We start from the raw sequence: 17296 nt of genomic DNA, 5'->3' as shown, positions 1-17296 counted from the left end.
ATCTCAATCCCGTCGCTCGATGGTGGCTCCCGTGTTGCGAGCCCGCGTCCCCACGACGGTTCCTCCAAGGTTGCGCCGTGACAGCCATCGTCGTGCCACATCTGCCAGCCGAAGCCCATCCGTGGTGAACGCCACGACGGTCGGACCCCAACTGCTCATCGCCACGCCGCAGCCGCCATGCGATCTCATCGCGCCCATCATATCACGAACCAGCTCGTCTTGGGCGTCGATCTCGATCCGCTTCCATCCGACAGACTGGAACCGCTCCAGAGCCGCTCCGAACGACGCGAGGTCTTGCTCGACCAGAGCGGGCATCATCCCCATGACCAGGCTTCGGCACGCCGCTCCGACATCCGCTTCGGGGATCGGACACAGCGTCTGGAACAGCCGAATCTCCTCCTCGCCCGACACGTGCCTTCCGTGAGGAGTCGCGATGACGATATCCCACGCCGGGAAGTCCTGCCGCCAGAGAAGCGGGCCCAATCCCGCCGATGCCGACGCCGCCGACGGCAGGAACGTCGCCTTGGACTGGGGGAACCGGTGACCGCCGTCGATCAGGAATCCGCCGGCACAGAACGCGTGAGCGCCGATGCCCGACGTGCCGCCTCGCCCCGACAGCGCGACGATGTCGTCGTGCGTGGCTCCGACGCCATTGAGCTCCGAGAGAGCGGCGAGAACGCCCAATGTCAACTGGGTTCCCGACCCGAGCCCGGCATGGGATGGAATCGACTGGATGACTCGGACGGCTGCCGGTCCGATGCCCCAACGTTCCCGGGCGCGAGCGACGACAGCTCCGATGCGCGGATGGTAGATCGGGTCTGCGTCGATCCGAACGGTCTGCGAGCGCGTGAGCCGAAGCTCGAAGCAAGGCTCCGACAGGGCGAGTCCTACACTGCCGTCAACCCGTCCTTCGCCGCCGTGCAGATCGATCAAGCCGAGGTGGAGTCGCGAGGGCGTTGTCACGACGATCGTCGAGCCTCCGCCTTCCACGTCTAGTACACCTCTTCGTAGAGCGACAACAGGTCGGCTTCGGCACAGGTTCGCGGATTCGTTCGGTGGCTGTCGTCGCGAGCTGCTGCCGCTGCTAGGGAGGGAAGGTCTTCGCGTCGCACGCCGGCGTCTCGCAGGCGGAGAGGCAAGCCGAGCCGCGCGAGCAAGTCTGAGATCCTCTGGCTCAATGCTTCCGCTGCCGCTTCCGGTCCGTGACTGCAAGGATCGACGCCCATGGCGTATGCGATCTGCGCCAGGCGCGCAGGGACTTCAGCTAGGTTGAAGCGCACGACCGCTGGGAGCACGATGGCACTCGCCATACCGTGGTGAATCCCGCTGACGTGGGACAACGGGTGCGAGAGCGCGTGCGCGGCGCCAGCCCCTCGCTGTATCGCGAGCGCTCCCATCGAGGCTGCCAGCAGCATCCTGCCGCGCGCCTCGATGTTCGACGGTTCCTCCACGACGACCGGCAGGTTTTCGACGACGGTACGGATCCCTTGGAGCGCAATCCCTTCCGCAATCGGGTGGTAGCCCTTCGCCGAGTAGCCTTCGACGCAGTGAGCGAAGGCATCTGCGCCGGTCGCCGCCGTCAGGAACTTCGGAAGATGTACCGTCATGTTCGGGTCGAGCAGAGCGATCGTGGCAGACATCCGCGGATGGAGGACAACTCGCTTGCGTCCTTCGGAGGTGTCCGTGATCACCGCTCCGCGCGACACTTCACTGCCGGTTCCTGCCGTCGTCGGTATGCAGATCAGGCGTGGCATCGGTCGGCTGATCCGCTCGACTCCGCCAGCATCGGCGTAGAGCTCCGGGAGCGCATTCGGATGTGAGACCAGAATGCGGATCGCCTTCGCAGCGTCCATCACGCTGCCGCCTCCCACCGCGACGATGCTGTCGCAGTGCCCTTCGCGGTAGCGCACCGAGCCGGCGTAGACGTTCTTGTCGGTGGGGTTGGGTCGGATGTCGCTGAACAGCGTCGGCTGGCATCCGGCTCGCTCCAGCGCGTCGATGATGGGAGCCACCAGATGTGCCTGAACAACTCCCGGATCGGATACGACCAGAGGTCGCTCAGCCTCGATGCGACGGATGCGCCTTCCCACGGCGAGTGCGCACCCGGCCCCGCACTCGATGGTGGCAGGGAAGTGGAACTTGTTCCAAGGGTCAGTCGGCATGGCGATCTGTCCGAAGTCTTCCTAGAAAACGTCGTCTGCCTCGCGCTTGGTGCGAAACCCGTAGATCTCCACCTCGCCTGCCTTCGGGCGCGCCTGGTGGAGCGTCGAGCGCCGAATCTCAATACCCTCGACGATGATCGGTTGCGCGGGTCCGATAGAGTCGTCGAGCGTACCGCCGATTCGGAACCGGATGCGGTCGGTCATCAGCGACAGCGGTATCGTGATCGTGGTGTTTTTGTTCTGACGGATCTGCGTCTGTATCTTCCAGTCGCCTTCGCCGCCCGGGCCTCCCACGTAGACGATGACATCCTCGAAGTTGGTGTTGCGTATGACGATCCGGCGGATCGGACGAGGCTCCGGCAGTCGCACCTCGATTTCGCGGCTCATCTCTTCGAACGTTGCAGCGTCACCGTCGATGATCGCCGGCGCTGGGGTCGAGACGCCCTGCCAGTTGTAGACGGCAGTCGTCCCAGGTGTCTGCGCGTAGTTGTCGCTGAGCTCCTGAGGCGCAAAGAGCGTCTTGAGAGCTCCGGAGCAGCCAGACAGGGCAGCGACCAAAGCGAATGCAGCGGGCAATCGCGTCAGATGGCGGCGCAACGGTGTTCCTCCCGAGCGGTCGCCCGGAGTCTAGGCTCGCGTGCAGGACGTGTCAAGAGCCGAGCGCGCGCCGCACGGACGTGGACGCAGGGGCGGGAACCGGCTAGAATGGTCGTCCGCTGAGATCCGAGGTGCCATGGACTCCCACAGACACAAGCCGGCGCGAGCAGCACCCGACACGACGTCCGCTCTCAGATTCGGATTCCGTGTCTTGCTCGTTGGTTCCCTGCTCATCTTCGCCAACTGCTTCTGGATCATCTCAGCCGAGAACCGGGTCGTCTGGGAGCTCACCGACTTCTCGTTCTTCCCGACGGTGCTCTTCACGCTGTTCGCCCTGTCGCTGCTCAACTTGGGTCTGCGCCGATTCGCTCCATCAGCAGCGCTCAGCTCAGCCGAGCTCGCCACGCTCTACATCATGGTGTCGGTGGCGACGGCGCTGGCTGGACACGACATCATCCGTCAGTTGGTTCCCCTCATCGGCAACGGCTACTGGTTCGCCACACCGGAGAACGAGTGGGCTGAGCTGTTCCACATGCACTTCCCGACCTGGCTGACCGTAGGCAACCGTGACGTGCTGCGTGGTTACTACGAGGGCGGGCCCTTCTGGAAGCCGAACATCCTCGGCGCGTGGCTCAAGCCGTTCCTCGCATGGTCGGCGTTCGTGTCCGTGCTGCTGCTGGTGATGCTCTGCATCAACGTCATCGTGAAGAAGCAGTGGACCGAGCACGAGAAGCTGAACTACCCAATCGCCCAGATACCCATTCAGGTCATTGGCGACTCGGATCGCTTCTTCCGCAGCGGCTTGATGTGGACCGGCTTCGCCATCGCGTTCGTGATCGAAGCAGCGGCGGGGCTCCACTACCTGTTCCCGTCGTTTCCGTTCCTTCAGATGAAGTACGATCTGTCGCCGTTTTTCTCCGAAAAGCCCTGGAGCGGCATGGGCGGGCTCTACATCTACGTCTACCTGTTCGCGGTCGGTCTTGGTTATCTGATGCCACTCGATTTGTCGCTCTCGCTGTGGGTCTTCTTCCTACTGTGGAAAGTCCAGTTGGTGCTCATCACGGCGTTCGGCGTTCCCCAGGGAGCCGGATGGGAGGGCGATCAGCGCGCGGGAGCCTGGGTAGCGATCGGCGTACTGGCGATCTGGACGACGCGACGCCACATCCGGGAAGTCCTGGTCGGCGCGTTCCGGCGCGGCGCGACCAGCGACGAGGACCGACCCGTAGAGCGATTCGCGGTCATCGGACTCGTCCTCGGTTCCGCGTTCATCTTGCTGTTCTGCCGCGCAGCAGGCATCTCGTACTGGATGACGGGAGCCTATTTCACCATCTACTTCCTCTGCGCCATCGCCATGACACGCATGCGGGCGGAACTGGGTCCGCCGACCCACGAGCTCCACGGCGTCCACCCCGACTACCTGATGACCGTGTTCGCAGGAACCCGCGTGCTGGGCCCGCACAATCTCTCCGTGACGACGCTCTTCTCGTGGCTCGCCTACGGGTTCCGCTGCCATCCGATGCCGCATCAGCTCGAGGGCTTCAAGATCGCGTCGGCGTTTCGGATGAGCACTCGCCGGTTGGTCGTCTCGATGGTGTTGGCAGGGGTGGCCGGGAGTCTCCTCGCCATCGGTCTGCACATTGTGCTCTACTACCGCCATCGCTTCGCGGTCTGGGGAGTCGGTGAGTTCGGACGCCTGGCGAGCTGGATCACGAATCCCCGCGGACCCGACATCCCGAACATGCTGCGCATCCTGTTCGGGTTCGGCTTCACGCTGTTTCTGGCGGCGCTCAAGCGGACGTTCATCTGGTGGCCCCTCTACCCCGTCGGGTACGCCGTCGGGTACGGATGGGCGATCGGATGGATGTGGTTCTCGATCTTCCTGGGATGGGCGTCCAAGCGGATCATCATGACGGCGGGCAGCCTCGGAGCCTACCGCCGGTACATGCCGCTGTTCCTGGGGTTCCTGCTGGGGCAATTCCTCGCCGGAAGCCTGTGGAGCCTCATCGGGATCATCACCGAACGGAACATGTACACGCTGTTTCCGTAGCCGACGCATCAGAACGCCTGGATGACCTTGACGACGTACCGGCTTCGGAACCGCGCGCTGTTCGGGTCGCCCGCGATGACGTAGAACTCCGTGCCAGCGTAGCCCGACCGGCGGATCGCCAGATAGCCGTTCATGTCGTCGTCCTGCCAGATGAGCCTACCGCCGATGCTCAGCGCGGACGAGCGGTCGTAGGTGAGCGTCCAGATCGTCTGGCGACGGCTGACATCGTGTCGGACGAACGCCGCGTTGACGCTCGACGACACGTCACCGACCCGCACGCTGCCGTACACCCCCTCTGAGCGGTATGGCAAGCCCTGCCGTGTTCCCCATTCGTGTCTCACACCGTAGTTCGTGAACGCATCCGAGCTCCGCGCGCCGAGATCGGTGACGAGCGTGCCCTCGCCCTGAAGCTCCTCGTATCTGCCGCCGTACCACCACAGCCTCAACGAGTAGTCGCTCTGGGTCAGCACGTTGGCTCCGTATTCAGCGGTACGGCGGAACACGGTCCCGATCTCGAAGTCCTGGCGCTCGAAGCCGGCGAACGCCGACGCCCTGCGGATCGGACCCGACCGCCATTGCCGACCGTAATAGGCGAGCCCGCGCACGCCGCGGTAACCCAGGAAGGGGTGGTACCCCAGCCGGTTGACGAAGTCCGCATCGATCAGCGCCGGACGGATCTCGACGGATAGATTGTCCCCGCGGAAGCTGATGCTCCCCTGCGCCTGGCGTCCCCTGAGCTCGCCGTCCCATGTCTGGGCGACGTCGACTCCGACGACGACGCGTCTCCAGCGCGTCGATCCATTCACGTCTCCGATGAGGTTGGTTCCGTCGTCGTCGCGATGGCTCAGGAACACAACGCCGACGTTCGTCGTGTCCGTCAGCGTACGCGTGCCCCGCGCGATCAGGTTCGCCTCGCCGCCGTCGTCGTAGGTCGCGAGCGCCCCGGCTGAAGAGCGGTTCCCCACCTTTCCGAACAGGCTGATGCCGGCGTCCATGTTCGGAATCCGACGAGAGTGGTAGTACCCCGAGCCGAGTATCGTCTTCCCTTCTTGGAAGAAGGGCCTTCGGTCACCGACGAAGCGCGCGCCGTAGGAGAAATCGATGCCTTCCACCGCCTGCTCGACGTTCTCGAAGTCCGGGTTCACGGTTCCGACCACTGTGAACTGGGGTGTGAAGGCATAGCGCGCGTCGAGCCCGGCACGCGCGGTCATATCATCGCTGCGGGAACCGCCGACGCCTGCGTAGACCCAGGGCATGAAGCGCAGGTCGCGCTCGCGCGGAGGGGGCAGTACGCCCGTCCAATGACCGTCGAGCTCGTTGAACTCCTGCAACCCGATGTTCGACCACCAGGATTTCTCGCCGGTGCTCTGTCGATATCGGTCGAAGTTCAGCCCGATGTCGATGGGTTGGCTCCTCTCCGGGTACGCGAGCATGCGCCACGGTACCTCCATCTCCGCAATCCAACCGCGCTCCGTGACGCGCGCGACAGCCTTCCACAGCCCAAGCCACTCAGCCTTCTCGGCTCGCCCCGCCGCCAAGTGGGCGTACTTCGCTCCAGCCGGGTTGATGATGAAGAAGTTTCGGTCGGCGAACTGGTGCGTATGGAAGGGGTCGAGCCCGAACGCGACGTAGTCCTCTCCACGCGGACGAACCTGATCCTTGGTGTTCCGCCCGACGATCCGCTCCGGTTCCGCATCGAACGCCTCGAACGCCACGTACACGGCGCGCGAATCGTAGGCGATCCGCACGACCGTCTGCTGCGTCGCGGGCTGGAGCGTCACCGGATCGGTGAACGCCGTCGAGCTGGGAGATTCCGACCAGCACGCGTCGTCCAGCACGCCGTCGATCGTGGGCGGCGAAGACACGACGACGCCCGGCATCGTGCGCCGAACGGTCTCCGACTCCTCCGCCGCAACGGACATCCCCGGCATCAGTGACACGAGCGCGAGCGCCGATGCGAGCACGCGAGGTCTGGCGAGATGGGTCCAAGGCATCGTCGTTGCCCTCCTTCCGTGCGTTGCGGCTCCATGCGATAGGCGGCTATGCGTGAGCGGCTATATATAGGATGAGATACCCAGAGCGAGGCGGCGGACAGCCCCGTTCGCGCGCCTCTGTCGGTCTGTCGGCAGACCGATGCCGCGTCCTCGCCGCGATGGTCGTGTCGGAATCCGAGAAATCACCCGCCAAGCGCGGGCATTGCGAGCTCGGGGATGCGCTCCTCATCGACGTCGACGCCGAGACCCGGTCCGTCGGGCACGTGGGCGACATCGCCGTCGATGCGAACGCCGTGGCTTGCTATGGAAGCGCTCAGGAACTGGGGTCCGTTCAAGGCTGCAGGATACTGTAGCCCGTGCGCGGCGTAGACCGCAACGCTGGCGGCGAACGAGATGTCCGGATCGGTCAAGCCGCTGCCCAAGAACAGCATGCCGGCGTCCTGTACGATCTCGATCAGCCGGCGCTGCGGGCGGAGCCCGCCGACCCTCGCCGGCTTCATCGCAACGCCGCTGATCGCCCCGAGCCGGATCATCTCGATCAGGTCGCGGGGAGTGATGAGACCTTCATCGACCGTGATCGGCAGCGCCGCCAGTCGCTGGAGCTCGACGTACCCGCTCAAAGCGTTCGGCGGTAGAGGCTGCTCCAAGACATCGACGCCGATGTCCGCGAACGTCCGAACCAGACGTTTCGCGGTCTCGACCGAGTAGCCCCCGTTCGCATCTGCCCACAGGAACCCGTCCGGAGCAAGTCGGCGCACCGTGCGACACAGCGTCACGTCGAAGGACGGATCGGACTCGTGCCCGACCTTCACGTTGAAGTTGCGGTAGCCTTTGGACTTGCCTTCGTCCACGAGCTCCGCCACCTCATCGAGCGAGGAAACCGCCACCGTCCACGACAGAACGAGGGAGTCCTTGCGCCGGATCCCCCAGTAGGCGTGGAGCGGCACGCCAAGCGCCTTCCCGATGGCGTCGTGAGCGGCGATGTCGATTCCGGCTCGCGCTATGGGTTGTCCCAGCGTGTAGCCGGGGGCGATTTCGCGATCCATCCGAGTGTGGAGCCCGTCAACGTCCATCACGTCGGCGCCGATCAGGGCGGGAGCCAGGTACGTCTTCTGCGTCGTGTAGACCGACTCGACCGTCTCGTAGGACCACTGCCGCACGGGAACCGATTCGCCCCACCCGACGATCCCCGAGTCGGTCGTCAGCTTGACGATCAGGCTTGGGCGTCCGACGCGCGCGGACCCGACCGTCCCGCGCGAGATGCGAAACTCGCGAAGGAATGGGAACGAGACGGGATAGACGTCGATTCGGTCGATCCGCATGGGCTCCTCCTGGGTCAGCAAACGGCAGCGGCACTCTAGCCGGTCTGCGATCGAGGCTCAAGGGCTCATCGCGACTCAATACTTGGACGCCTCCCACCCAATGATGTAACCACTCATCGCCCTATCGCGTGCTCATGGGTGGACTGCGCGCGATGTTCCTATGAGACCGATGAGGGCGCTCCCTGCGAGCGCCGATGACGCCGACCGCTGCCAGTAACACAGAGGCATTACGGCAGGAAAACTTGCAGCGATTCGCGCGAGCGCCGATGACGCCGATTGCTGTCAGTGCCACACCTGAGTGAGTAAGGACGCTCCATGCCGACCCAGGACCTGCTCTTCGGTTACCTGACCTGGATCCAGAGCCCGTCGCTGAACGCCTCCGTCGCGGGGCTGTTGGTGACGAACCATCGCGGCTTGCCCATCGAGTTCCGCTACACGGAACCGGTCGAGGTATCCGAGACACAGCGACTGCTGCACCCGGACGGGCAACTGACAGACGCGATGGCGGCGACGATTGGTAGGTCGCTTTGGGCGTCGGTCGAGCAGAAGCCACGCTACCTACTGGTCGAAGACGCGAGCCTCTCGGGCGTGTGGGACCACATGGCTGCGCCTGGTATCGTCGCTCGTCTGGAGGTCGCCCCGTCGGATGATTTCCAACTGCCGGAGCATCGCGGCGCCGTGCTGGTGCCCGTCGAGGGCGGCTCCAAGCGGCTCGTGCGCGCGCACGTCACTCCCGACGGCGACGACGCCCTCCAAGAGATGGAGCGAGCGCTGAACAACGCCGCAGGCAAGATGCGAATTGATGAACCGTTCGAGCGTATCGAGGCGATCCTCCGGGCGATCCACAAGCTGCCGGCAAACGAGGAGCGCGTGAAGGTCGGCGCGGAGCGTGCGGCAAGCGCGACCGCCGTTCCTGAGCCGCCTGCCGAGACGACGCGCACGCCGCGCGCCACGGAACTGATGCGACAGAGCCGAGTGCTGGAGAGCGATGTCCCGTCTGTACACGGAGCGACCCGGGTTCCTGCGGAACTCACCCCCATTCGAGGACCGGAACCGGTGCGCGATGCGCCGAGGGCTCCCATCGCGGCGCAGCGTCGCGCAGCCGAACCCGACGCCGCCCCCGACGCGGAGCTCACCAGCGAGGCGATCCAGCAGCGTCTGCGCCGATTCGGCATGCGCACGGACGAGCACGCCGAGCGCGTCCGCCGGCTCCGGGAAGCCCAGCACACGCGTCCTACGACGCGCGTCGAAACCGAGATCGTTCGACGACCCGTCTCTCGGCGCAAGGACGATAGCGATACCGACCTGGCGATGGCGAGCTCGCGTGCGGTTCGCACCGAGTCCGAGATCCGCCGGTGGCGCGAACGGCTCTCCACATGGAAACAGACGCCAGAAGCCGATGACGCGCAGGAGATGGCGGTCGCAGCGGCGCCGCGAGACCACGATGTTCGACAGCCAGCCAGCCTGAGAACGCGCCCCGACCTGCACTGGATGTTCAGCAAGCCCGAAGGGCGGCGCTAGTCGATGTCCGCCCCCATCCACTCAGCGGCGGCGCAACCGGGCGTCGCCGCGCGGGCCCTCGATTTCAGAGATATCCGCGTCTCGGCGTGCGACGTCATCGTGCGTCCGCGAGTGGTGGTCCGAGGCGTCGATGCGGTTCCCGGCGGGATCGCCATTCGGGGCGCCCGATTCTTCGAGCAGGCGACGGAACCGGGGCAGATCGACCAAGCCAGCCTGTTTGAAGGAGCCCTCGTCGACGGGCGGCTCGATGGAGTGCCCACGGACGCCATCGAGCCAGAGACCTCCGACGGCAGGGACCCGCTTCGGTCGCTGTACTTCCTGCTTTTCCCGCCATTGCGGGACGTGTTGCAGAAGGGCTTCGATCTGCCCTTCCCGCTGCACGCCTACCAAGCGGACGGGGTGTCTTTCCTCGCAAGGCGCAAGCATGCCCTCCTGGCCGACGACATGGGATTGGGAAAGACGATCCAGACCATCGTCGCCATCCGCGCGCTGCTCGGCAGCGGGTTCGTCCATCGGGCTCTCGTCATCTGTCCTGCCGGACTGAAGTCCAACTGGAAGTCGGAGTTCCGGCGGTGGGCCCCCGAAATCCGTGTGCGGGTGATCCAGGGCGACGCCAGCCAGCGCAACGCTCAATGGAACGGCACGGCTCACGTCGCGATTGCCAACTACGAGCTGATGCGGAACGACTCCGAATTGCTGCCCAAACGTCCGTTCGATCTCGTCGTGCTGGACGAAGCCCAGCGGATCAAGAACACCGAGACGAACACATCTCGCGCAGTGCGCGCCATCCCGCGACGGGCATCGTGGTGCCTGACCGGCACGCCCATCGAGAACAGCGGGCACGACTTGGCAGCCATCGCCGCGTTCATGAAGCCTGATCTGATCCTGCCGGACTCCGCCGCGCCTGAGGCTGTGCGCCAGACACTCGCGCCGTACTTCCTGCGTCGGCGGAAGGGAGAAGTGCTCCGCGACCTGCCACCGAAGCAGCAGCACACGGTTCGTCTCGACCTAACCGACGCCCAGCGCGACGCCTATCAATCTGCAGAAGAAGAGGGAACGGTCTACCTGCGCAGCCTTGGCGAGACCGTGACGCTCCAACACGTCTTGGCGCTTATCACGAAGCTGAAGCAGATCTGCAACTTCGACCCGGAGACCAGCGAAAGCGCCAAGCTCGACTACCTCGCCGATTCGCTGGACGTCATTGTTGAGAGCGGCGAGAAGGCGCTCATCTTCTCGCAGTACACCCAGACGCTCGAATACCTCGCCGGAAAGCTCGACGGATGCAGTCCTCTGCTGTACCACGGGGGATTGAGTCGCGTGCAGAAGGACGAAACCATCCGTCGGTTCAAGGAAGAAGAGTCGATCCGCCTGTTGCTCGTGTCGCTCCGGTCAGGCGGCGTTGGGCTGAACCTGCAGGAAGCGTCGTACGTCTACCACTTCGACCGGTGGTGGAACCCCGCCGTAGAGCGCCAAGCGGAGGACCGCGCCTACAGGATGGGGCAGACCCGACCCGTACTGGTATCACGACTCGTGATGAACGACACGGTCGAGGAACGCATCGACCAAGTGCTAACGGAGAAGCAGGCGCTGTTCGACCAGGTGATCGACGAAGCGCAGTCCGATAGCGCACCCCGAGCGCTGTCCGACGCCGAGTACTTCCATCTCGTCGGCCTCGATCCTGCCCTGGCGAAGGCACGCCGCCAGAGCTGAGTGCCGCCTTCGCACGGCGAGCCGCAATGCGGCTTGACATGCCGACGCGCGGGTTCTACATTCCCTTCCGTCAACCCCCTGCCAAGGACCTGTCACGACACGGAACCCCTGCATGGCGCAACCGACTGACGACCTGAACGTCCAGGACGCGAGCGACGAACTGGATATCATGGTCTACGTGCACAGCGTGTGGGCGCGGAAGTGGTCCATCGTCGCGATCCTGATTCTGTCCATCGCCGTCGCATTCGTGCGAACGATGTACCTGGTGCCCGAGGTCTTTGGCGCCACATCGACGCTGCTCCCCTTGAAGGAGACCAGCGGGGGCTCGCTTGCGGCGCTCCGGGCGCTGGGATCTGTCGGCGATCTCATCGGCGGGCTTGGAACCTCGCTGGGTGCGAGCGACAAGGCTCGTTTGGTCAACATACTCAGCAGCCGTACAGTCCGAGACCGACTCGCCTCCGATCTGGGCGTTGTACCGCACATGCTGCGGAAGACCATTGACAAGGAACGCAAGTCGGGTCCCTCGTTCGATCTCGATGACATGTCGCGCATCGCAACGGAGCTGGTCGCCGAGCACCCCGACATCGTTGCCAGCGTGGACACCGAAGACGGCACTCGCGGCATCCTGTCGATGACGGATGACCAACTCCGTGCGCTCGTCGAGGCGCTTCCCGGGATCGAAGGCAAGCCGGACGACTTCCACCTGTCCGAAATCCGGCGGCAGTGGCATCGTCTCGTGGAACGCGCCATGGCGGACTTCGCGCGGGGCGTTTCGGTCAGCGCCACGCGGGATGACCTGGTCATCATCCATGTCGAGATGCCGGAGTCGGCTCAGATGGCGTCGGATGTCGCGAATCGGGCGGTATCACTGCTTCGTGAGTATCTCCAGGACAACTCGCTCACGCAGGCGCGAAAGAACCGCGAGTTCCTCGACAGTCAGGTGACCGTGGCAACCGCTGCCCTGCAGAAGGCGGACCAAGACCTCGAAGCATACAAGAGCGGCAACCGGATCGTCTCTCTCCCGGATCAACTCAAGGAGTACGTGACCCGAGCCGGGCAGATCCAGGCGGAGCTCGAAGCCAAGAAGATCGAACGCGACGTGCTGGTGCGGTCGGGCACCTCGGCGCAGAACGCCAAGCTGCGGGCAACAACATTCCAGATCGAAGCGCTGTCGGAACAGCTTATCCGAGCCGAGAAGGGCCGCGCGTCGATGATGAACAGCGTCTCGATCCGATCCGCGCCTCGCATGGAGCGTGAGCTGGCAGACCTGATGCGAGAGCGTGTCGTCCAAGAGACGTTGTTCACGTTGCTGGTTCAGCAGGCGGAGATGGCACGCATCCAGGAAGCCCAGGATCAGCCCAGTTTCCAGGTGCTGGACGCGGCGCAGCCGGCTGCGAAGAGGCTGAGGCCCAGACGCTCGCTGGACATGGTCCTCGGAGCTGCGTTGGGACTGCTGCTGGGGCTCGCGTACGCCTTCCTGCGACAGGTCCTGTCGGGCGCGTTCCATATCTCTCGCTCAGACGGCGACCCTCATCCAGGCAGATCGCTCGGTTAAGGAATGCCAGAACCGTGGATATCAAGATCGCCCTCTCGCTGCCGCCAGAGCGCATTCTGCACCTGGCGCGCAAGAAGGCACGGCGAGTCCTGCGCGGGCGGTTCGTATCGATGCGGGGTCCGCGTCCTCAGCGAGTCCATCCTTACAGCCGACATCTGCTCGATTCCGTCGATGCGACGATCCGCCAGCGTCTGCCCATCGCCGCAACCGGCAACGCAACATTTGCCGCCACCTATCGGGATCGATACGGGGAGGATGCGGTCGAGCGCGTGGTTGTGCGCGGTACGCGTGCGGTTCACCGCGAGTTCGATCTCCTGGGGTCGGGACCTGTCCGCTTCGACGGATCGATCCCGTGGCACACGGACTTCAAGACAGGCTACAGTTGGCGCGCGGACACCCACCACACGGCGATCTACCACATGGATCCGGTGGGCGAAGGCTCCGACTACAAGGTTCCGTGGGAACTGAGTCGGTGTCACCACTTCATCGCGTTGGGACAGGCTTACGCCCTCACCGGCGACGATGCCTACGCGGCTGCGTTTGCCGACCAGCTCCGCGACTGGATCGATCACAACCCGCCCGAGTTCGGGATCAACTGGATCTGTGCGATGGATGTCGGCATCCGCGCGGTGAACTGGCTCTGGGCGTACGCTTTGATGATGGACTCGGAAACCGTCAGCGATGATCTCAGGAAGCTCTTGCTGAGCAGTTTGTCGGAGCACGCTCGGTTTGTGGATCGCAACGACGAATGGGGCCCGCTCACCAACAACCACTACCTATCGAATGGCGCTGCGCTGGCTTACTGCGGGCTGTTGCTCGATCCCATGCCTGGGGCGCGACGATGGCTCAATCGTGGCGTGTCGATCCTGGCTTCAGAAGCCCTCGTGCAGATCGCGGAGGATGGAGGAAATCGCGAAGGGTCCATCCCGTACCACATGCTGATCTGCGAGCTGCTCGGCGTGCCACTGTGGCTGTGCCGCCGGTCCTACATGCCGATCGACGATGCCGCTTGGGCGCGTGTCGGCGCTGCATTCGGCTTCCTCGCCGCCTACACGAAGGACAACGGCGACTGTCCGTCTGTCGGCGACACAGATGACGGAAGGCTCCATCCGCTCAGCGAGGTTCCGCACAGCAACCATGCGGCGTTCTGCGATGTCGGAGCCGCACTGTTCGACCGCCCGGAATGGCGTCGAAGTGCTGGCTCTGAGGAAGCGTTCTGGCTGACCGGCGGCAAGTGGGCGGGTTCTGAATCCGGTCGGGTCACGAAACCGATTGGCTTCCCGGAAAGCGGTTACTACGTGCTCCGGTCCAACGGCTGGTACGTCTTCGTCGATGCTGCGCCGATCGGGCTCCGCAACACGGGGGGTCACGGGCACAACGACGCGTTGAGCTTCGAGCTGAGCTGCGATGGCGTCGATTTCATCATCGACAGCGGGACGTACACCTACGCTGCGGACCCGGCGGCGCGGAACCGCTTCCGGAGCGCGCTTGCACACAACGCCGTCGTCGTCGACAACGCAGAGCCGGCTCGCCTCGGAACTGGACGGCGGCTGTGGACCATCGACGATCCGTACAGGGTACGCGTCATCGAATGGCATTCCGACGCTGATGAGACACGGCTGTGCGCCGAGCACGATGGCTACCGACGTCTGCCGCATCCGGTGACTCACCGACGTCGGTTCATGCTGTCACGGACCACAGACCAACTCGTCGTACAGGACGAGCTCGAAGGGATAGGCGAGCACTCGATCCGATGGTTGGCGCACCTGGAGCCGGGAGTTCAGGTACGCGCGGAAGGACGGCGGGCTGTGCTGGAGTTCCAGGGCGTCTGCGTGGCTCTGGATGCCGACTTTGACATGACTGTCGAACCATGCGAAATCTCTCCGAGCTATGGAGTGCGTGTTGCCAGTCAGGTGCTGGTGGGCGCGTTCCAGGCTCGCCTGCCCAGGGCTCTGCGAGTCGAACTGTCGCGTTCCGAGCCTCAGTAGGTAGAAAGCCGGACATGGACACCGTCGGGGCGGCAGCCGACAGATGCGCCACGCGAGCGACTCCGGTCGGCGCTCACATCGTGCTTTCGCTCTACGGCATCGTCGCGTGTCTCGCGCTTGTGCTCTATCTCGCGGCTGGGGCTCGGCTGTCTTTCCTGGCAGCGCTGCTTGGAGTGCCCGTCCTACTCGTGTTGGTGTCGGCTGAATGGGCGGCATACTCGCTGATCGCCGTGGCTGTGTTGCAGAACCTCTACCCGCTGATGATGACTGTCGGATCCTTCAACGTCCGATTCAGTCACGTCGTCATGTACGTCATGCTCCTGACGACCGTATCCCGCTTGCTTCTGGAACGGCGAACGCTGCCCCGCGTGCCCTACCTCAGATGGTTCGCCGCGACCCTCGGCGTGCTTGCCGTGAGTACCGTCCTGAACTCGCCATTGGTGGTGCGCGGTATCGGAACGACGATGCTGCTGGCGTCCAACGTAGCCCACTACCCAGTGCTCTACTGGCTGCTGGTCTCCCAACCTGGGCTATACCAGAAGTCGCTACGCGCCATCGGAGCCATTGTGATCGGCGTCGTCGCATTGGGCACGGCCCACGTCATTTTGCTCTCCGTGGATGTACCGGTGATCTCCACAGCCCTGCGCGAAATAGGGATCAAGCAGAACCTCGGACTGTTCACGCTTGCTGGTGATATCCGCACGGTCTACCGGCCGTATGGCTGGGGCACGGTCTCTGGCTGCCTGCTCGTCTCACTGATCTTCTGCACGCTGGGATGTGCCATTAGCGCGCATCGACGAGACCGGGCTCTGTACGTGGTCGCTGCCGCCACGGGTCTGCTTGGCGTGGTCATCAGCCTGGCGCGCGCGCCCATCGCCGCCTTCGCACTCAGCGCGGGAGTCTTCAGCGCTCTCATCATGCTCCGGAGCAATGCTCGTGTCGTGCTCCGCTACGTGCTGGGCATCTTCGCCATGGTCGTGCTGGGCGCCGTCGCGCTGAGCCTGATGCGCGAAACAGCCTACGTTCGAGCCTTCACAGGTCGTGTCCTCACGATGTTCGAGTTTGGTCGCGGCACCGCAGCGCCCCGGATCTACACGTGGGGATTGATGCTCCGTGATATCCAGCTACATCCGATCCTCGGAGTCGGAGCAGACGCCTACCGACTGTACATGGCAGCGATCCACCAGGTCTCACACTACCAGTACCCCAGTGAAAACACGCAACTCGAGATCCTTCACTCTGGGGGAGTGATGGCGGCGATCCCGTGGCTCGTGGCTCACGTCGGTATCGCGGCGCTTGCGGTCCGCCAGACGCGGCCTGGGTCGCCGAACCGGTATGTCGCAGTCGGGCTCGCGTCTGGATACTTGGGGTCGTGGGTGGTTGGCGCGACGGCATCGATGACGCCGACCGGGTCGCTCTACTGGATCTACATCGCGTTGCTCGCGGCACTCCCGCGTGTGGGCCACCACCGGATGGAGCCTGCCCGGAGCACGCCCAGTACGGTCGAGGCGTGACGTGCCGCAAGCGCCTGGCGGAACACGTTGGCGAGAGCGTTCGCCTTGTCGGATGCTGCTCCATATGGTATGGTTACCACGTTTGTGATTCGTCCCCTCATGATCCGGTGTAGCTCAGTCGGTAGAGCGAGTGGCTGTTAACCACCAGGTCGCAGGTTCGAGTCCTGCCACCGGAGCCATTTGCGCCTGAGGCTGCGGCTTCGGGCAAGACGCGTGAACGTGAAGAGGACCTCGTCGGACTGACCGACGAGGTCCTTGTCGTTGTGCGCGTGGTGTCCGTCACGCATGCGGGCCCGTGGCTCCGCGAGACGCCTGGGAACCATCGTAGCCAGACGGCGTGCGCAGACAGCTCCCGCCGCCGGTCTGCGCCACGGCTCTACGGTCGCCTCGGTGACCGCCGGCTCCGTTTGGCAGTTGGCTGTGCTTCGAGTGTGGAAACGAAGGCGAGCGCTTCGTCCACCCACGCTCGGACCTGCTCGTCAAAGCCGGACCCTTCAGGTCCGACGTAGACGTAACCGGTCATCGGTCTCCCTGTGAAGTCCATGGGGCGGACGTGCGGCAAAGACAGCGCGGCCTCGTAGCGCTCCGGGCCCACGCGCACCATGAGATCACCGTTCGCGATCCCGCAGAACATCTTGCCCAGGACTTTCGCTCCCTTGGTCTTTGGATGGGATTCTGCCATCCTATGAGGCATGGACAGACTCAATCCGATTCTCTACACGCAGGTTCTTCTGGCATCGTTCGGCAACGGCACGGGGACGTATCTCGCAGGGATCCTCGCATGCAGCCATGATGTCGTGAGCGACTTTCTGCGCAGCCATCCTCTCAAACCCCGCGCGCTCTGGAATCGGGTGAAGAAACTCATCCCGCTGGAGAGACGACGACG

Annotated in this window: 12 protein-coding genes and 1 tRNA gene; 7 read left to right on the top strand and 6 right to left on the bottom strand. The window is 64.3% G+C overall.

Features of this window, described 5'->3' with window-relative positions; genetic code table 11:
* Positions 1–3 precede the first annotated feature (3 nt).
* Genes FJZ36_05770 through FJZ36_05760 form a run of 3 tightly spaced genes read right to left on the bottom strand, consistent with a single transcriptional unit; the run spans position 4 to position 2759 of the window.
* On the bottom strand, positions 4–1212 hold the full coding sequence (locus FJZ36_05770) for a beta-ribofuranosylaminobenzene 5'-phosphate synthase (GenBank protein MBM3214404.1): 1209 nt from the start codon (positions 1210–1212) through the stop codon (positions 4–6).
* Entirely contained in the window at positions 993–2162 is a 1170-nt protein-coding gene (locus tag FJZ36_05765; GenBank protein MBM3214403.1) for an iron-containing alcohol dehydrogenase, read from the bottom strand. Before FJZ36_05765 ends, FJZ36_05770 begins: the two co-directional genes overlap by 220 nt.
* A 21-nt stretch (positions 2163–2183) precedes the next feature.
* Positions 2184–2759 carry a hypothetical protein gene (locus FJZ36_05760; protein ID MBM3214402.1) on the bottom strand — a complete coding sequence of 192 codons (576 nt, stop codon included), beginning with the start codon at positions 2757–2759 and terminating at the stop codon, positions 2184–2186.
* A gap of 211 nt (positions 2760–2970) precedes the next feature.
* Between FJZ36_05760 and FJZ36_05755 the strand changes: the two genes are divergently transcribed.
* Complete coding sequence (locus tag FJZ36_05755; protein ID MBM3214401.1) at positions 2971–4806, top strand: hypothetical protein; 1836 nt, start codon at positions 2971–2973, stop codon at positions 4804–4806.
* A gap of 8 nt (positions 4807–4814) precedes the next feature.
* Here FJZ36_05755 and FJZ36_05750 read toward each other — a convergent pair whose 3' ends face one another.
* Both FJZ36_05750 and FJZ36_05745 read right to left on the bottom strand, forming a co-directional pair.
* Entirely contained in the window at positions 4815–6800 is a 1986-nt protein-coding gene (locus FJZ36_05750) for a carbohydrate binding family 9 domain-containing protein (GenBank protein MBM3214400.1), read from the bottom strand.
* A gap of 182 nt (positions 6801–6982) precedes the next feature.
* The gene (locus FJZ36_05745; protein MBM3214399.1) at positions 6983–8122 is read right to left on the bottom strand and encodes a mandelate racemase; all 1140 of its coding nucleotides are present in this window, start codon (positions 8120–8122) and stop codon (positions 6983–6985) included.
* Positions 8123–8437: 315 nt separating this feature from the next.
* Between FJZ36_05745 and FJZ36_05740 the strand changes: the two genes are divergently transcribed.
* From FJZ36_05740 to FJZ36_05715, 6 genes are all read left to right on the top strand, one after another.
* On the top strand, positions 8438–9643 hold the full coding sequence (locus FJZ36_05740) for a hypothetical protein (GenBank protein ID MBM3214398.1): 1206 nt from the start codon (positions 8438–8440) through the stop codon (positions 9641–9643).
* Positions 9644–9646: 3 nt separating this feature from the next.
* Complete coding sequence (locus FJZ36_05735) at positions 9647–11353, top strand: DEAD/DEAH box helicase (GenBank protein MBM3214397.1); 1707 nt, start codon at positions 9647–9649, stop codon at positions 11351–11353.
* Positions 11354–11465: 112 nt separating this feature from the next.
* On the top strand, positions 11466–12908 hold the full coding sequence (locus FJZ36_05730) for a hypothetical protein (GenBank protein MBM3214396.1): 1443 nt from the start codon (positions 11466–11468) through the stop codon (positions 12906–12908).
* Positions 12909–12922: 14 nt separating this feature from the next.
* Positions 12923–14896, top strand: a complete 1974-nt coding sequence (locus tag FJZ36_05725; protein MBM3214395.1) for a hypothetical protein — start codon at positions 12923–12925, stop codon at positions 14894–14896.
* Positions 14779–16410, top strand: coding sequence for a hypothetical protein (locus tag FJZ36_05720; protein MBM3214394.1), 1632 nt, complete (start codon positions 14779–14781; stop codon positions 16408–16410). Before FJZ36_05725 ends, FJZ36_05720 begins: the two co-directional genes overlap by 118 nt.
* Before the next feature lie 103 nt (positions 16411–16513).
* A tRNA-Asn gene (locus tag FJZ36_05715) sits at positions 16514–16589 on the top strand.
* Positions 16590–16786: 197 nt separating this feature from the next.
* Here the strand turns inward: FJZ36_05715 and FJZ36_05710 are convergent.
* Positions 16787–17104, bottom strand: a complete 318-nt coding sequence (locus FJZ36_05710; protein MBM3214393.1) for a TfoX/Sxy family protein — start codon at positions 17102–17104, stop codon at positions 16787–16789.
* Positions 17105–17296 lie beyond the last annotated feature (192 nt).

The organism is Candidatus Poribacteria bacterium, assembly GCA_016866785.1.
GTDB lineage: Bacteria > Poribacteria > WGA-4E.
Note: the sequence above shows the minus strand (reverse complement) of the source record. Positions and strands in the feature narration are given on the sequence as shown.